The sequence below is a fragment of the Cellvibrio sp. genome (assembly GCF_039207905.1).
Lineage (GTDB): Bacteria > Pseudomonadota > Gammaproteobacteria > Pseudomonadales > Cellvibrionaceae > Cellvibrio.
The window spans coordinates 1-13634 of sequence record NZ_JBCECX010000063.1; the positions used below are offsets into that span (position 1 = coordinate 1).

Genomic DNA, 13634 nt, shown 5'->3' on the forward strand with positions numbered 1-13634 from the left:
TTAAGCTGCGCGCAATTGTGCCCTATTTACGAAGTAAAAACCCATGTTGTCGAGGAATTACCTATGCTGAATGAAAACAACCTGATCTGGATCGATCTGGAAATGACCGGTCTCAACCCGGATACCGACGTAATTATCGAGATCGCCACCATAGTCACCGATGCCGACCTCAATATCCTCGCCGAAGGCCCTGTTTTCGCCATCCACCAGCCTGACAGCATCATGTTAAATATGGATGAATGGAACACCAACCAACATGGCAAATCCGGCCTCACCCAGCGCGTGCGCGAGAGCCAAGTCAGCATTGAACAAGCAGAAGCCGAAACCATTAAATTCCTTGAACAATGGGTTCCGAAAGGTAAGTCGCCCATCAGCGGTAATTCCATCTGCCAGGATCGCCGCTTTTTAGTGCGCGGCATGCCCAAGCTGGAAGATTATTTCCACTACCGCAATTTGGATGTCAGCACCGTGAAAGAATTAGCTCGCCGCTGGAGACCGGATGTTATCGCCGGCGTGAAAAAATCCGGTGCACATTTGGCGTTAGATGACATCAAAGATTCAATTGCAGAACTGCAGCATTATCGCGCTACGTTTTTTAAGATGGAGTGATTTTCCTTGCGAAAAAATAAAGGCGACTTTCGGGTCGCCTTTATTTTTTGTAACAAACTAATGACTCTGATGCCAAAATATCTATTTTGTAGATTGTCGCTTGCGGAATCCCAACTAACTATTGGACTTTAAAAATTCAGACGCCTATTGTTTGCTTCCCCCTCATCATTTTGCAGGCAAAGGAGTTGATCATGAGTGTTTTATTATTCTCTGCTACTAGAAAGTTTTTCACGTATTTTGCCGCCATCTTTTTAATGAGTATTTGTTCCATTAAAGCTTTCGCGGTAGTGATTAATTTTGACGATCTTACTTATGTACCAATAGATCCTGAGTTTCCTTCTTTTGGTGATTTTCCGCTTGGCAATGAATACGAATCACAAGGCTTGGTAATCTATAATGCCTATTTGCTTCCTTACAGCGAGGACGATGACATTATTTCCGGACGCAACTATTTATTGGCTGGAGCAAGCGGCAGCTCAATGGGTTTTGCATTTGTAGGTCAGTTACCAACCTTTGTTGGTATGTATATAGGCGGCAATCCGGTAGGGACTCTTCATGTGAATGCTTACGATCCATCTGGAATTTTCGACTCCTATCAAAAGGACTATGGCGGTTGGGAGTATGTGACCTTTGAATCTGCTGCGGGAATTTCGCAAATCGATATGTGGGCAACGCAGCAGCATCGAGTATCGGGAGCAATCATCGATGATTTGACTTTCAATTACTCTTCAGTACCAGAGCCGTCATCCATAGGATTGCTAATGTTGGCAGCTATGGCTTTGTTTGGTCGACGAATGACATTGCAGTAAAAACAAAGGCGACTTTTTTGTCGCCTTTTTTATTAATTTGGTGTTTAACTTTGTTTGTAAAACTACAGCTCGGCAATAAAAATCCCCTTGTTAGCTGTGTGTTTGATAGCGTGGTGCGTTGGTGTGAGGTTGGTGCCTTATCAGATAATTTAATGTTCTGCCGCGCGGATCTATTCTGGCATTGGGGTGGGCGATGCCGACGTGATTTTTTTGAAAGTTAAAAATGGCTTGCGTTGTATCGTCACCGCAAATGCCGTCCACTTTGAGTAAAAAGGTGTTGCTCGCATGTTTTTTTGCGTAAGCATTTAATGCGGATTGTACAAATAAAACATCTTCTTTGTTGTTAACACCGCTGCTTCCCACCGATGTAGCTATTCCCATTTCGTGTTCTCCTTCGCGTCTGCAAATTAGGGGGCGATTTGTGCTATCAACGTGGCTGATCAGTATAGAATTTCATCAAAATGAATTTGGTGCCGCGCAGAGCCAAATGCTCGTTTGTGTGGCGAGGATACTATTGCGCAGTACAGTGTTAATGCTGGATGCCGCACATTAGTATAAGAAGTTAGTAATTTTTATGAGTTTTGTGGAAGGATAGAAATTGTTGCGCCACAAACTGGTGATAGTCATTGCATTGATAATAAAAAAGGTGCCGATTGGCACCTTTTTTCGATTTGATTAAAAAAGTTTTTGTTTCTTAAATAATGCCATACAGGATTTACCAAAACCTTCCGGATCGTTTTGGTAAAGCTTCAGCACGTTTTTTGTGGCCTCGCCGGAAGATGATGATTGAATTTCACTCACGGTTACTGTGCAAGCATTAAATCCCTTCTGATAAAAAAACTCGTAGTCTTTGCCTTTTTCCAAAAAATTCAGATTTAGTGGAACGGCACAAGAATAAACTTGACTGCCCATTTGTGTGGCACCTACAAACATGATGATGTTTTCTTTTTCTGCAGGGACGTTAAATTCCTTAAACGCATTTTTATGATAAGTCTGCAAAGGTATGCCTAGAGATTTTGGGCTGTTATTAGTCAATTCCCCTTTTCGCAGTCGCATCCATTCGCTCTCGCCATTGCATTCCGCTGATTCATAAGCTCGCACAACAACGACATCTGTTTCATTGGTGGCAAATCTTACGCGAGACAGATTTTCCGTCTCTAGTTCCAGATAGCTGGTAGAGCTACAACCTGCTATCAGCGCTGATAAAGTAAGTGCGGTGAGTGTTTGTATCAGTTTCATATGAGTTAGGTGTATAAGTTTCAATGAGCGTAGTTGCCAAATTTGCTGAGCGTTCTACGATGTGGTGTTTATACCGTCCATTCAGATTTTTGTAGCACAATTCTGTATCCGTCTACATCTTCAAATGTGCTGCCTAGTATATCCCAGTAAGGGTTATAGGATAATACCGATTTGAAACCCGCTTGCTTCGTCGAAGCGCATGCGGTCAGCCATTCTGTATTATCAGGAATATAGAAAACTAATAGATTATCCTGAGTTGGTACTTTTCCCACTTTAGTTCCGATGTGGTGAGTGAATTCAAAATGAAACGGATGGTGTTCGTGTCCTACAATGGAGCCATTAAAGCCATTGTGATTCTCAAAATGACCAAGTAGCGTAAAGCCCAGCCCTGAAATATACATTTGAGTTATTTCATCAAGGTTATCTGTTGGTCTGGCTATTCTAAGCTTGTGTTGGTGTTGAATCATGAGTTTTTAACTTGATGACAAAAGATTGTTAATTATCTACTAAAGAATTTTCTTTGAGTTGCGATTCATAGGCGGAGTGGATCATATTTATGTTTGTTGTTTTCGATCTGCAGGATGATTTACTCCGTCATAAGTTGGTACATCAGGTATTTTCAACGGATTAATTCCTTCAAGGCAGCCAACATTGAAGCCGTATTGGGTTGGGTTTGATCTGCGTTGGTGATGTGTATATATGCCGCAGTTACTACAAAAATAATGCTTCGCGGTTTTTGTATTGAATTGATACAGCTTTAGCAGCTCTTCACCCTTTACAATCCTAATGCCGGAAAGCGGAATGGATGCTGCAATTGCACCTCGTCTTCTGCAAAGCGAACAATCGCAGCGGCGCACGTCAATTAGCCCGTCTGGTAAATCGAGTTCGAATTCTACTCCACCACAATGGCACGATGCTTTGTGTTTCGCATTTACAGGAATTCCATCGACTTCTTTCAAATTAATTACCATTTGTATTCCTTATGAATGTATAAAAATGAAATAGGCAGTTTTTATTTTTGATGATGGAGTTATTTCTGTGTGGATGGTGGATTCAAAAATAAATACATACAAGGTGACGTAATAAAAGCAATCTCCATTAGTCTCCGCCACCATCTCCTGAATCCCCGCCATTTTTCCCGCTGAGATAATAAGCATCACCGCCATCATTAACCTCGAGATTCGATTTGCGTTTGTTAGTAAAACTACGAGCGAGGATGATAATTAGCAACAGAAGTGCGGAGACAAACAGAAGTGGGTAGATGACGCTGTTTAGTGCGTTGGGGGAGCTGATTTCACTTTGGCTAAATGAAATGATCAGGATGATGATTAATATGAGTGGTCTACGCATTTGATTTATCTTCCTCCTGAATATCCATGATATCGGCAAGCGGGCTTGCGCGGTTCCTGCAGTCAATCTGTAAAGCTCTGCTTGGGATATAGTAAAACCATTGTGGAGTTGTGCGCCAGAGGGAAATGCTTGATATTTTGCTGGAAAACAGGAAAAGTGCGGTTTTACAGGGGAGAGATATTTATGCGGGCTGATGCGGCCAAATGGCTGTGGCGCATAAATTGTTTGATGCTAGGATTAAATTTATAACAATACCCGTTAAGGGAGGGGCGTCATGAGCGTCCAATCGACTAAAGCTGTGCGTTATTTTATTTTGTTTTCAATGATTTACCTTCTGGCTGCGCGTCCTGTGCTGGCCGATGATCCCTTGCTGGTCAAGTATCTTGGGAATAACACTGCCTCCATCAAAGAGGAGTATTACCTCGACGTTATCAATTCTGCGCTCAAGGCAACTGAGTCCACTTTTGGCCCTTATGAAGTCGTTTTTATCCAGGAGCAAATTAGTTCCGAGCGTAAGCACGAGCTCTTGGTGTCGGGCGATAAGGTCAATATTGACCGGCTGGTGGGCTTCCCAAATCAGAAAGGGCCGCGTGAAGGTTTGATCCGTATCGGCCTGCCGGTACTGAATGGATTTATGGGTTACCGGATTTTGCTGATTCGCGAAGAAGAGCAGCCGCGTTTTAGTGGTGTTAAAAATCTGGACGATTTGCGCAAATTACCCATGGGTTTTGGTAAGGGTTGGGAAGGGCATGTGTATAAATACAATGGCTTTTCCGTGGCTGAGCCACTGAATATGACGTTGTTGTTAAAGATGCTCGCCGGTAAACGCTACCAATTCGTACCGCTCAGTGTGATTGAAATTGATGATCATTATGAGATCGATGGCAAGCTTGTCGATAATCTTGTGCCTGAACAAAGCTTGCTTATCTATATGCCGCTGCCGGTGTATTTTTATGTCAGCCCCAATCAGCCTGTGCTGGCTGATCGGTTAACGGTTGGGTTGAGATATCTGCAAGAAAGTGGGCAGCTGGATAAAATTTTTAAAACGCATTTTGGTGAACGATTAAAACGTTTGGGCTTATCCAAGCGCACACTTATCGAATTAGCCAATCCGGATGATGATGGTTCACTGGGCGCCGTGAACCATGAATTGTTGCGGGAGTTTTAGCGCAAATTTATTGCACTCTTTAATTGCAGTATATTAATCACTGTACGATTTCACCGTCGCGCAGCGTCAACACTTCAAAACCATCTGCTGTCACCGCAATAGTATGTTCCCACTGCGCGGATAATTTTTTATCGCGCGTTACCACTGTCCAACCATCGCGTTTTAATTTCACTTTTGCTTCGCCCTGATTGATCATGGGTTCAATGGTGAAGGTCATACCTTCGCGTAACACCATGCCCGAATTGGGTTGGCCGTGATGCAGTATTTGCGGTGCTTCGTGCATCTCGCGGCCAATACCGTGGCCGCAGTATTCGCGCACCACCGAATAACCATTGGCGCGAGCGTATTGTTGAATAGCGAATCCGATATCACCCAGAGTTGCGCCGGGTTTCACCGCGCGGATACCTTGCCACATAGCGGCGTAGGTCTTTTCTACTAATCGTTGGGCGAGTGGAGTAACTTCGCCAATCATGTACATCTTGCTGGAGTCGGCGATAAAACCGTTTTTTTCCAGTGTGATATCCACGTTGATAATATCGCCCGATTTCAAAAAGTGAGTCGCAGACGGCATGCCGTGACAAACTACTTCATTCACTGATGTGTTCAGTGAATAAGGAAAATCGTATTGGCCTTTGCTGGCCGGGCGCGCGTTTAATGTATGGATAATAAAACTATCGGCGAGATCATTGATCTCCATGGTCGAGATGCCAGCAGTAATCAGCGGATCGAGATAATCAAACACCGAGGCCAACAAACGGCCGGACTCGCGCATCAGCTGCAAGTCATCACTACTTTTTAAAACAACTTGTTTATCCATTAACAACTTTACTCAAGGTTGGTTGAACTGGTTCTGCCAGTTCAACTGCCGCATGACGCAATTGTTCGCGCAACAGCTCGCTGTAAGTCATGGTCGGGTTGATCTCGGCCAGCATGCCCATCTTTATCCAGTATTCCGCTTGAGAGTTGATTGAGCGCACCATCGCGGTACTGGCTTTGCGGATTTCCTCATGCAGCTCATCGCTGATTTTGACAATGCCCATAGTTGCCTCGGGATAAGTGAAATATATATAAAACGTATATGTATCGTATATTGATGGGCGGCGATGTGCAAGCCGATTGAGGTGTGGGATATTTGCAGGATCAGGCAATGATTGCTCGGAATCGGGCAATCGCGAATGGAAAGTTTAAGGTCATACTGGACGAGCCTTTGGGTGAGTAGATTCTATTAATGCATGTGGTTATGTCGTTTTAATTCTGCTGTTTCGGTTACATCCCTTTGTGAGTGTCTGCATTGGTTTAGTTTTGTTAAATCCACTTTCCTTAACGGAAGATGAATGGGATTATCCAGCGACTGGCTGTTCCCTTATCAACATACAGATAAAACCAATTATAAGGATGCGTGCCTATGTCCAATCATTTCCATCATTTGCTCGCCACTTGGTTGCCGTTGAGAGAGCAGGCCAATTGGGTTTTGGGAGCAGTGATTCATACGCGCGGTTCGGTCTATCGCAAAACCGGCGCACTCATGCTGTTAAGTGATGCAGGGCATCAACTCGGGTTATTAAGCGGCGGCTGTATAGAATCGGATTTGCTATTGCAGGCGCGCAAAGTGATTGCGCTCGGTAAATCGCGCCGCGTTGTTTACGATGCAACTGATGACACTAATATCGCGTGGCGTTTAGGAATCGGCTGTGGTGGCGCAGCAGAAATTTTGTTGCATCCCTGCAATGCGCAAAATGATTTTTTACAATTGCCCGCTGTATTTTCTGCATTACAGCAACAACACGCGTGCAATTACACCTTGCAGATTGAACAGGCGCGCGCAGATTATTCGCCGCGTGCGCGCAAATTTGTGCAGCGTCAACACGGCACTGTGCAATCGATTAATTCATCTCCACTTTCTGCTAATGACAGCGATGAAAAATTTCTGTCGACCTTAATTAATCCGCTACCGCATTTATTAATTCTGGGTAGTGGTGTCGATGTTATTCCCCTGTGTCATTTGGCGTTGGTACTTGGCTGGCGAGTAACGCTTGCTGATCAGCGTTTGAATGCGGGCAAGCGCGCAAATTTTCCTGCAGGTATCACTGCGCTCACACAAGCTGCTGCTGAATTGGATGAAGAATTATTGCAGCAGGTCGATGGTGTGGTTATCGCACATCACAATGTGCGCCTCGATGCTGCTGCGGTTGCGGCGCTGCAATCGCACAATTTAATCAATCCTTATATCGGTCTGCTCGGTCCCGCAAAACGCAAAGCCGAGGTGTTGGCAACAGCGGGATTAAGTGAAGCGCAATTGCGTTATTCCATTGCCGGGCCAATGGGCTTGGCGCTGGGCGGCGATCTACCGGAAAGTATTGCACTCTCGGTATTGGCGGAATGCCATGCCCATATTTTTGGCTGCAGTGCAGTGCCTCTGAGTGAAATGATGCAACCATTCGTGTCAACCGGAGCCGACGCGGTAAATTTTTTATGAACTGAGGGCTGAACCATGATGGCGGAAAAAAAAATAATTGATTGTCTGGTCTTGGCAGCGGGTAGCGCGAGTCGTTTTGGCGGCTGTAAACAATTGGCAGATTGGCAGGGGCAACCGCTGCTTGCCAACAGCATTGCCAGTGCGCGCGCGCTTGATCCCGCACAAATTTTTGTGATCGGTGGAGCATTCTACTCGCAGCTATTGCAGGCGCTGCCGAGTTTGGATCGCAAACCGAAAACCCGCACCGAGCGCGCGGTTGAATTGCTGGAATTTCGCGCGTGGAATTTGGGTGTCGGTAATTCGCTCGCCTTTGGTGTGAAGCATTTGCAGAACAGTAATCCGGTGCTGGTGTTGTTGGGTGATCAGCCGTTGATTAGCGCGCAGGATTTGCGCAATCTGTATCGTGCCTGGAGTAAAAATCCGGACAAAATTGCCTGTGCCAGTTTTGCCGATACGCTCGGCGTGCCAGCGATTTTTCCTGCGCAGTTTAAAGCGCGTTTGTATGAGTGCCGCGGTGATCGTGGAGCAAAAAATTTATTGCAGCGCTACGCCGATCAAGTTGTTCCCGTTGCTATGCCATCGGCGGAGTTTGATGTAGATACTCCCGCTGATCTTACTACCTACTTAAAAAAAATTATTTAACCGTTTGTTAGTCGACTGAATGTTCGTAGAGGAGTGATCCATGATTTCGCTTACTATTAATGGTAAGGCGCACCAGCTTGATATTGATCCGGAAACGCCTTTGCTGTGGGTGTTGCGCGATGAGCTGCATATGACCGGTACCAAGCTCGGCTGCGGAATGTCGCTGTGTGGTGCTTGCACCGTGCATATGGATGGCACTCCGGTGCGCGCGTGCAGCTTGCCGGTATCGGCAGTGGCAGGCACCAATATCCAAACTATTGAAACCATTAATTCCCCCGCATTCCAGGCAGTACAAAAAGCCTGGCGCGAGCTTGATGTAGTGCAATGTGGCTACTGCCAATCGGGGCAGATAATGTCAGCCACTGCACTCTTGCAAACCAACAGCAAACCTACCGATGAGCAAATTGATGCGGCTATGAGCGGCAACCTGTGCCGCTGCGCAACTTATCATCGCATTCGCTCCGCTATTCATCAGGCATCGGATCAGTTGGGAGCAAAAGCAAAATGAATTTCCTGAAGCGAGAAATTATCCAGGCAGAACAAAATAAAGGCGTTGCCAATTTAACTCGCCGTACTTTTTTACAAGCGGCCAGTGTGGGCGGCGGTCTATTGATTGGCAGTGGTTTGATTGTTAGCAGCGCCGCTGCTGCAGATAAAAAACCGGCAGAAACCAGCGCGCCCATTTTTAACGCCTTTTTAAAAATCACACCCGATAACAAAGTCACTATGGTAGTGAAACATTTGGATATGGGGCAGGGCGTGAGCACCGGATTAACGTCACTGGTTGCAGAAGAATTGGATGCAAGTTGGGAGCAGATGGCTTGGGAATTTGCGCCCGCCGATGCCAGCCGCTACAACAATTTATTTTGGGGGCCAACACAAGGTACTGGCGGTTCATCATCGATTGCCAACTCATGGATGCAATTGCGTCAGTCAGGCGCAGCCGCACGCGCGATGCTGGTAGCTGCCGCAGCAGCTGAATGGAAGGTGCCGGCCGATGAAATTAAAGTAAGTAAGGGGATTATCTCCCACGGTAATCACAGCAGTGGCTTTGGTGCATTGGTTGGAAAAGCGGCGCTCTTGCCAATGCCGCAAAATCCAAAAGTAAAAGACCCAAAAGATTTTCAATTGATTGGCAAAGTGATTCCGCGTAAAGACAGCAACGAAAAAACCAGCGGCAAAGCAATTTATACCCAGGACATCCAATTCCCCGGCATGCTCACGGCGCTGGTTGCTTACCCGCCACAAATGTACGGCAAAGTTAAAAAGGTAGATTCAGCGAAAGCAAAAGCATCACCCGGTGTTGTTGCTGTGGTTGAAATTCCGCGCGGTGTAGCGGTAGTTGCTAATAATTTCTGGGCAGCGAAAAAAGCGCGTGACTTATTGAAAGTTGAGTGGGATTTATCGGCCTGTGAAACCCGCAGTAGTGATGAGCTATTTAACGCTTGCCACGATCTGGCAACTAAAAAGGGTCATGTGGTAAAAAATACCGGTGATGCTGCGGCTGCGCTTGCAAAGGCGGATAATATTATCGAGGCCAAATATGAGCTTCCCTATCTCACTCATGCCGCAATTGAACCGATTAACTGTGTTGTGAAAGCAGAAAAAAATAATTGCGAATTGTGGTTCGCCTGCCAAATGCCAACGGTAGATCAGCAAGAGGTTGCTGCTGCAACTGGCGTTAAGCCTGAGCAAGTTAAAATTAATACGCTCTACGCGGGTGGTAGTTTTGGTCGCCGTGCCTGCCCGAGTGACTACGTGGTAGACGCTGCAAATATTGCCAAACAAGTTCAAGGCCGCGCGGTAAAAATGGTGTGGACGCGCGAGGATGAAATTCTCAATGGTCGCTATCGCCCGATGGGTGTTCACCACATCCGCGCCGCTGTTTCATCCGATGGCAAAGTAACGGCATGGCAGCATCACGCGGTTGCTCAATCTATTTTGCGCGGCACACCTTTTGAAGCGATGATAAAAGGCCCACTGGATTCTACCGTTGCGGAAGGCATTGATGATATGCACTACGCCATTCCGAATTTGCTGGTACAGGGATCGGAAATTCCAGTAAAGCTTTCCACACTTTGGTGGCGTTCGGTAGGTCATTCGGGTAATGCATTTGTGGTGGAAGGTTTTATTGACCAGCTTGCAAAAGCAGCAAAAAAAGATCCGGTCATATTTCGCCGCGAATTGTTAGCAAAAGAACCGCGTGCACTCGGTGTATTAAATCTCGCTGCAGAAAAATCCGACTGGAAAAAGAAATTGCCGGATGGCGTATCGCGCGGAATTTCCGTGCATAAATCCTTCGGAACCTGGGTTGCCCAAGTTGCGGAAGTGCGTGTGAATGCCGATAAGACTTTTAAAGTTGAGCGCGTTGTCTGCGCCGTCGATTGTGGTGTCGCAGTAAACCCCGATGTGATTCGCGCGCAAATGGAAGGCGGTATCGGCATGGGATTAAGTGCTGCATTGGGCGAAGCTATCACGCTAAAAAATGGTGTAGTAGAACAAACCAACTTCCACACCTATCCATTGATGCGCATCGATGCTATGCCAAAAGTGGAAGTACATATTGTCCCCTCCGCCGAAATGCCCACCGGCGTCGGTGAACCCGGTGTTCCACCCATTGCGGGCGCAGTTGCTAACGCGTTGTTCGCTGCAACCGGCAAACCGATAACCAAGTTGCCAATAGGCAATAAAGTGTAACTTTTCTCTATAAATAAAAACGCCGCTTCTTAGCGGCGTTTTTATTTTCGGGTTGCTTTTATTTCTTTTGCTGTTTCAGTTTTTCCGGAAAGTCCCCAATCCCTTTTGTGGTTCTCTTAATGGGTTGGATGGTGCCGTCTTCGTTGAAATACAAATATTCTGCGGTTACATGGCGTTGTTTTTTATGGCAGCCGGGGGTTTCCAGCCAGCGGTGGTAGAAGAGAATCCATTGGCCTTTGTATTCCACAATCGAGTGGTGATTGTTGCCGTGTTCTTCGTTCATGATCTCGCCCTGATATTTCCATGGGCCTTTAGGTGATTTGGATGTGTAATAGGTCAATACCCGATTGTTTTCCGGCATGGTGAAATAATAAAGGCCGTTGCGTTTGAATACCCAGGGGCCTTCCATTTTGGGCTCGTGACCACCCATATCCATTTTTTGTAATTTGCCTTTTATGCTGAGTAAATCATCGGCCATTTCCGCGACTTGATAATCGGCATTCATGCCGTGGAAATACAAATAGGCTTTGCCGTCATCGTCAATCAACAGGCTTGGGTCATTAGCATAAGGTGTAGTAAAGAGTGGTTTGCCTATCGCATCTTTAAAAGGGCCTGTTGGTGAGTCGCTCACTGCAACACCAATGCCCATCCACTTGGTGCTTTTTTCGGGATTGACGCGATCTTTAAAGCCGTTACCTGCTGGAAAGATCAAATAATATTTTCCATTTTTGTAAGCAGCGTCGGGCGCCCAGGCAAAATTGTCAGCCCAGGTGAGGTCTTTGATTGATAGCAGTGGCCCGTGGGTTTCCCATTTCACCAGATCAGATGATGAAAACGCATACCAATCTTTCATATGGAAATCTTGTTGGCATTCTTCATCGTGCGAAGTGTAGAGATACATTTTTCCATCGGCCCACACGTGAGCTGATGGGTCGGCAGTTTTGATATTGCTACCAAAATTCAGTGGGTTTTGCGCAACGCTGGTTGCGGCGCTGAGTGATAAAACAAGCACCGCTGCTGTCATCATGGTTGATTTCATAATAATGTTCCGGTTATTAGAGAGTTATTAGTGACCGATAACCATGCCGATTATTATTGTGGAACTTTTTTGATTGCCGCTCTATTGGCGGCAATTCATTATAAAAATTACCAGATTTTTCTGGAGTTTAGATGTTTGATAATTAACTCGGATAATATTTTATCGTCAGCAGCAGACGGGTGCCAGTGACAGCCTTTGAAGTCCAGTCCGCTGAAAATAATCGTATCGATTTTCTTTATGCCTGCATCCTTGAGCTGCGCCAGTACTTTGCTAACCTGATTCGCAATTTCATTGTCAGCATTGGTGGACGCCATCAGCACGAATTCAGCTTTTGGATTTTTGCGCTGCAAGGATTTAACAAATTCAACGTATTTGTTGATGTAGTCCAGCTGCAAATCCGCACGCGTTTTCCAGCGCTCGGTATCGTTTAACTTGGTGGAGAAATCGTTAGTGCCTAGTCCAATCACTATGACCTGTGGTTGCCAGTTGCTCTGGTAAATATAAGCATTATTGTGCAGTGTAAATGGATACAGGCCAATTAAATTCTTTTCCGGTGAGTGGCCATTGTAGTTGCGCACTATGCCAAAGCCGGATGACGCATTGATTTGATAATCGGCATTAAAATGTTTTGCAACGAGTGGCCCAAACGCCAGTTGCGAATTGGTGGTGTTAAATAATTCGGTGTCATTGCATTCACGATTGGGTGAAACGTTGCCGTAGCCAACGGTGTATGAATCGCCAATAAATTCAATCTGGCGTTTTCTTTTAGGTAGTGCGGTCGCTTTGTCTTCACTGAAAAAACCGTGGAAGCGGCCGGTACTGGATTGAGTCTCGGTAATTTTTTCCAGTCGCACCTGATGTTTTCCATCCGCTAAACCTTGCACCACATAATCCTGATCACCAGGTTTGTTGATTACCACGGGTGCGTTGCCATCGACAATCAGATGAAAAATATTTTGGTCATCTTCAAATTTCAGCATCAAGGAATCGCCCTTGAATGCGGTTTCAAAATAGATGGAAGGCCAAGAGTATTCATAGGATTTTTCACCAGCAGGATTACTGTTTTCCAACACTCGCCCACCAACATGTGTTGGCAATTGTTGCAGGCCAGCGGCTAAGCCACACTGGCTAAAGAGCAGGGCGGCCAATGCCAGGGAGTATTTATTCAGGTTCATAGGGGAATCCTTGCGTGTTGTTATGCGTGTGGATCTGTAATGTTGTTGTGCAGTGTAATTCAATCCGTGATTTACGTCTGCCTTAAATAAAAAACGCCGCAGGTGCGGCGTTTTTTTACTGCGGGAAAATTACTTCATATCCGCGATAACTTTTTGCAGGCCTTTCAGTGATGCTTCAACGCTTTGCATTGGTGTCAAACCTTCTGGATAAGACTCTTGCTCAACTACAAACCAGAGCGTACCACCAACGGTTTTGTTAGCAGTGATCAACGCTTTCCAATCGGTGGTGTCTTTACCGATGATTGGATTTTCGGTGTTGCCTGGTTTTGGCGCAGACGCTTTGTAGTGAGTGGTAATAGTGCGGCCTGGGTAGGCTTTAACAAAATCAATTGGATTCTTACCAGCAACTTCAGTCCAGCCCACATCTTGC

General features: G+C 45.8%; 16 protein-coding genes and 1 pseudogene. 7 read left to right on the top strand and 10 right to left on the bottom strand.

What is annotated here, in order from left to right:
- Positions 1-63: 63 nt before the first annotated feature.
- Positions 64-609 carry an oligoribonuclease gene (gene orn / locus AAGC78_RS21150; RefSeq protein ID WP_435786113.1) on the top strand — a complete coding sequence of 182 codons (546 nt, stop codon included), beginning with the start codon at positions 64-66 and terminating at the stop codon, positions 607-609.
- Between the two features lie 191 nt (positions 610-800).
- Entirely contained in the window at positions 801-1418 is a 618-nt protein-coding gene (locus AAGC78_RS21155) for a PEP-CTERM sorting domain-containing protein (protein ID WP_435786098.1), read from the top strand.
- A gap of 90 nt (positions 1419-1508) precedes the next feature.
- Here AAGC78_RS21155 and AAGC78_RS21160 read toward each other — a convergent pair whose 3' ends face one another.
- From AAGC78_RS21160 to AAGC78_RS21180, 5 genes are all read right to left on the bottom strand, one after another.
- Positions 1509-1799, bottom strand: a complete 291-nt coding sequence (locus AAGC78_RS21160; protein WP_435786099.1) for a peptidoglycan-binding domain-containing protein — start codon at positions 1797-1799, stop codon at positions 1509-1511.
- Positions 1800-2093: 294 nt separating this feature from the next.
- Positions 2094-2657 (bottom strand): hypothetical protein, encoded by a 564-nt coding sequence (locus AAGC78_RS21165; protein ID WP_435786100.1) that lies wholly within the window; start codon positions 2655-2657, stop codon positions 2094-2096.
- Positions 2658-2725: 68 nt separating this feature from the next.
- The gene (locus AAGC78_RS21170) at positions 2726-3124 is read right to left on the bottom strand and encodes a VOC family protein (RefSeq protein ID WP_435786101.1); all 399 of its coding nucleotides are present in this window, start codon (positions 3122-3124) and stop codon (positions 2726-2728) included.
- A gap of 87 nt (positions 3125-3211) precedes the next feature.
- Complete coding sequence (locus AAGC78_RS21175) at positions 3212-3628, bottom strand: GFA family protein (protein WP_435786102.1); 417 nt, start codon at positions 3626-3628, stop codon at positions 3212-3214.
- A gap of 127 nt (positions 3629-3755) precedes the next feature.
- The gene (locus AAGC78_RS21180) at positions 3756-4007 is read right to left on the bottom strand and encodes a hypothetical protein (protein ID WP_435786103.1); all 252 of its coding nucleotides are present in this window, start codon (positions 4005-4007) and stop codon (positions 3756-3758) included.
- Between the two features lie 274 nt (positions 4008-4281).
- Here AAGC78_RS21180 and AAGC78_RS21185 point away from each other — a divergent pair, with 274 nt between their 5' ends.
- Entirely contained in the window at positions 4282-5175 is an 894-nt protein-coding gene (locus tag AAGC78_RS21185) for a hypothetical protein (RefSeq protein ID WP_435786104.1), read from the top strand.
- Positions 5176-5212: 37 nt separating this feature from the next.
- Here the strand turns inward: AAGC78_RS21185 and map are convergent, their stop codons facing one another.
- Both map and AAGC78_RS21195 read right to left on the bottom strand, forming a co-directional pair.
- Positions 5213-5992: a type I methionyl aminopeptidase gene (gene map, locus AAGC78_RS21190; protein WP_435786105.1), complete on the bottom strand. Its 780-nt coding sequence runs from the start codon at positions 5990-5992 to the stop codon at positions 5213-5215.
- The gene (locus AAGC78_RS21195; RefSeq protein ID WP_435786106.1) at positions 5985-6215 is read right to left on the bottom strand and encodes a ParD-like family protein; all 231 of its coding nucleotides are present in this window, start codon (positions 6213-6215) and stop codon (positions 5985-5987) included. The genes map and AAGC78_RS21195 overlap by 8 nt, the downstream gene beginning before the upstream one ends.
- A gap of 365 nt (positions 6216-6580) precedes the next feature.
- Between AAGC78_RS21195 and AAGC78_RS21200 the strand changes: the two genes are divergently transcribed.
- Genes AAGC78_RS21200 through AAGC78_RS21215 form a run of 4 tightly spaced genes read left to right on the top strand, consistent with a single transcriptional unit; the run spans position 6581 to position 10990 of the window.
- On the top strand, positions 6581-7651 hold the full coding sequence (locus AAGC78_RS21200) for an XdhC family protein (protein ID WP_435786107.1): 1071 nt from the start codon (positions 6581-6583) through the stop codon (positions 7649-7651).
- A gap of 15 nt (positions 7652-7666) precedes the next feature.
- A complete protein-coding gene (locus AAGC78_RS21205; RefSeq protein ID WP_435786108.1) occupies positions 7667-8293 on the top strand; it encodes a nucleotidyltransferase family protein in 627 nt (208 codons plus the stop codon).
- A 40-nt stretch (positions 8294-8333) separates the two neighbouring features.
- Entirely contained in the window at positions 8334-8801 is a 468-nt protein-coding gene (locus tag AAGC78_RS21210) for a (2Fe-2S)-binding protein (RefSeq protein ID WP_435786109.1), read from the top strand.
- Positions 8798-10990 carry a molybdopterin cofactor-binding domain-containing protein gene (locus AAGC78_RS21215; protein ID WP_435786110.1) on the top strand — a complete coding sequence of 731 codons (2193 nt, stop codon included), beginning with the start codon at positions 8798-8800 and terminating at the stop codon, positions 10988-10990. Before AAGC78_RS21210 ends, AAGC78_RS21215 begins: the two co-directional genes overlap by 4 nt.
- A gap of 58 nt (positions 10991-11048) precedes the next feature.
- Here AAGC78_RS21215 and AAGC78_RS21220 read toward each other — a convergent pair whose 3' ends face one another.
- The 3 genes and pseudogenes from AAGC78_RS21220 to AAGC78_RS21230 form a co-directional block, all read right to left on the bottom strand.
- The gene (locus AAGC78_RS21220; protein ID WP_435786111.1) at positions 11049-12029 is read right to left on the bottom strand and encodes a family 43 glycosylhydrolase; all 981 of its coding nucleotides are present in this window, start codon (positions 12027-12029) and stop codon (positions 11049-11051) included.
- 107 nt (positions 12030-12136) lie between these two features.
- Complete coding sequence (locus AAGC78_RS21225) at positions 12137-13204, bottom strand: SGNH/GDSL hydrolase family protein (RefSeq protein ID WP_435786112.1); 1068 nt, start codon at positions 13202-13204, stop codon at positions 12137-12139.
- 129 nt (positions 13205-13333) lie between these two features.
- Positions 13334-13634, bottom strand: a pseudogene (locus tag AAGC78_RS21230) (sugar phosphate isomerase/epimerase family protein); the annotation flags it as partial.

Bases quoted from the DNA above. Each gene is read 5' to 3' on its own strand.
- AAGC78_RS21170 (WP_435786101.1), bottom strand. From the start codon at position 3,124: ATGATTCAACACCAACACAAGCTTAGAATAGCCAGACCAACAGATAAC.
- AAGC78_RS21215 (WP_435786110.1), top strand. From the start codon at position 8,798: ATGAATTTCCTGAAGCGAGAAATTATCCAGGCAGAACAAAATAAAGGC.
- AAGC78_RS21210 (WP_435786109.1), top strand. From the start codon at position 8,334: ATGATTTCGCTTACTATTAATGGTAAGGCGCACCAGCTTGATATTGAT.
- AAGC78_RS21205 (WP_435786108.1), top strand. From the start codon at position 7,667: ATGATGGCGGAAAAAAAAATAATTGATTGTCTGGTCTTGGCAGCGGGT.
- AAGC78_RS21200 (WP_435786107.1), top strand. From the start codon at position 6,581: ATGTCCAATCATTTCCATCATTTGCTCGCCACTTGGTTGCCGTTGAGA.
- AAGC78_RS21220 (WP_435786111.1), bottom strand. From the start codon at position 12,029: ATGAAATCAACCATGATGACAGCAGCGGTGCTTGTTTTATCACTCAGC.
- AAGC78_RS21185 (WP_435786104.1), top strand. From the start codon at position 4,282: ATGAGCGTCCAATCGACTAAAGCTGTGCGTTATTTTATTTTGTTTTCA.
- AAGC78_RS21160 (WP_435786099.1), bottom strand. From the start codon at position 1,799: ATGGGAATAGCTACATCGGTGGGAAGCAGCGGTGTTAACAACAAAGAA.
- AAGC78_RS21155 (WP_435786098.1), top strand. From the start codon at position 801: ATGAGTGTTTTATTATTCTCTGCTACTAGAAAGTTTTTCACGTATTTT.
- AAGC78_RS21225 (WP_435786112.1), bottom strand. From the start codon at position 13,204: ATGAACCTGAATAAATACTCCCTGGCATTGGCCGCCCTGCTCTTTAGC.
- AAGC78_RS21175 (WP_435786102.1), bottom strand. From the start codon at position 3,628: ATGGTAATTAATTTGAAAGAAGTCGATGGAATTCCTGTAAATGCGAAA.
- orn (WP_435786113.1), top strand. From the start codon at position 64: ATGCTGAATGAAAACAACCTGATCTGGATCGATCTGGAAATGACCGGT.
- AAGC78_RS21165 (WP_435786100.1), bottom strand. From the start codon at position 2,657: ATGAAACTGATACAAACACTCACCGCACTTACTTTATCAGCGCTGATA.
- AAGC78_RS21180 (WP_435786103.1), bottom strand. From the start codon at position 4,007: ATGCGTAGACCACTCATATTAATCATCATCCTGATCATTTCATTTAGC.
- AAGC78_RS21195 (WP_435786106.1), bottom strand. From the start codon at position 6,215: ATGGGCATTGTCAAAATCAGCGATGAGCTGCATGAGGAAATCCGCAAA.
- map (WP_435786105.1), bottom strand. From the start codon at position 5,992: ATGGATAAACAAGTTGTTTTAAAAAGTAGTGATGACTTGCAGCTGATG.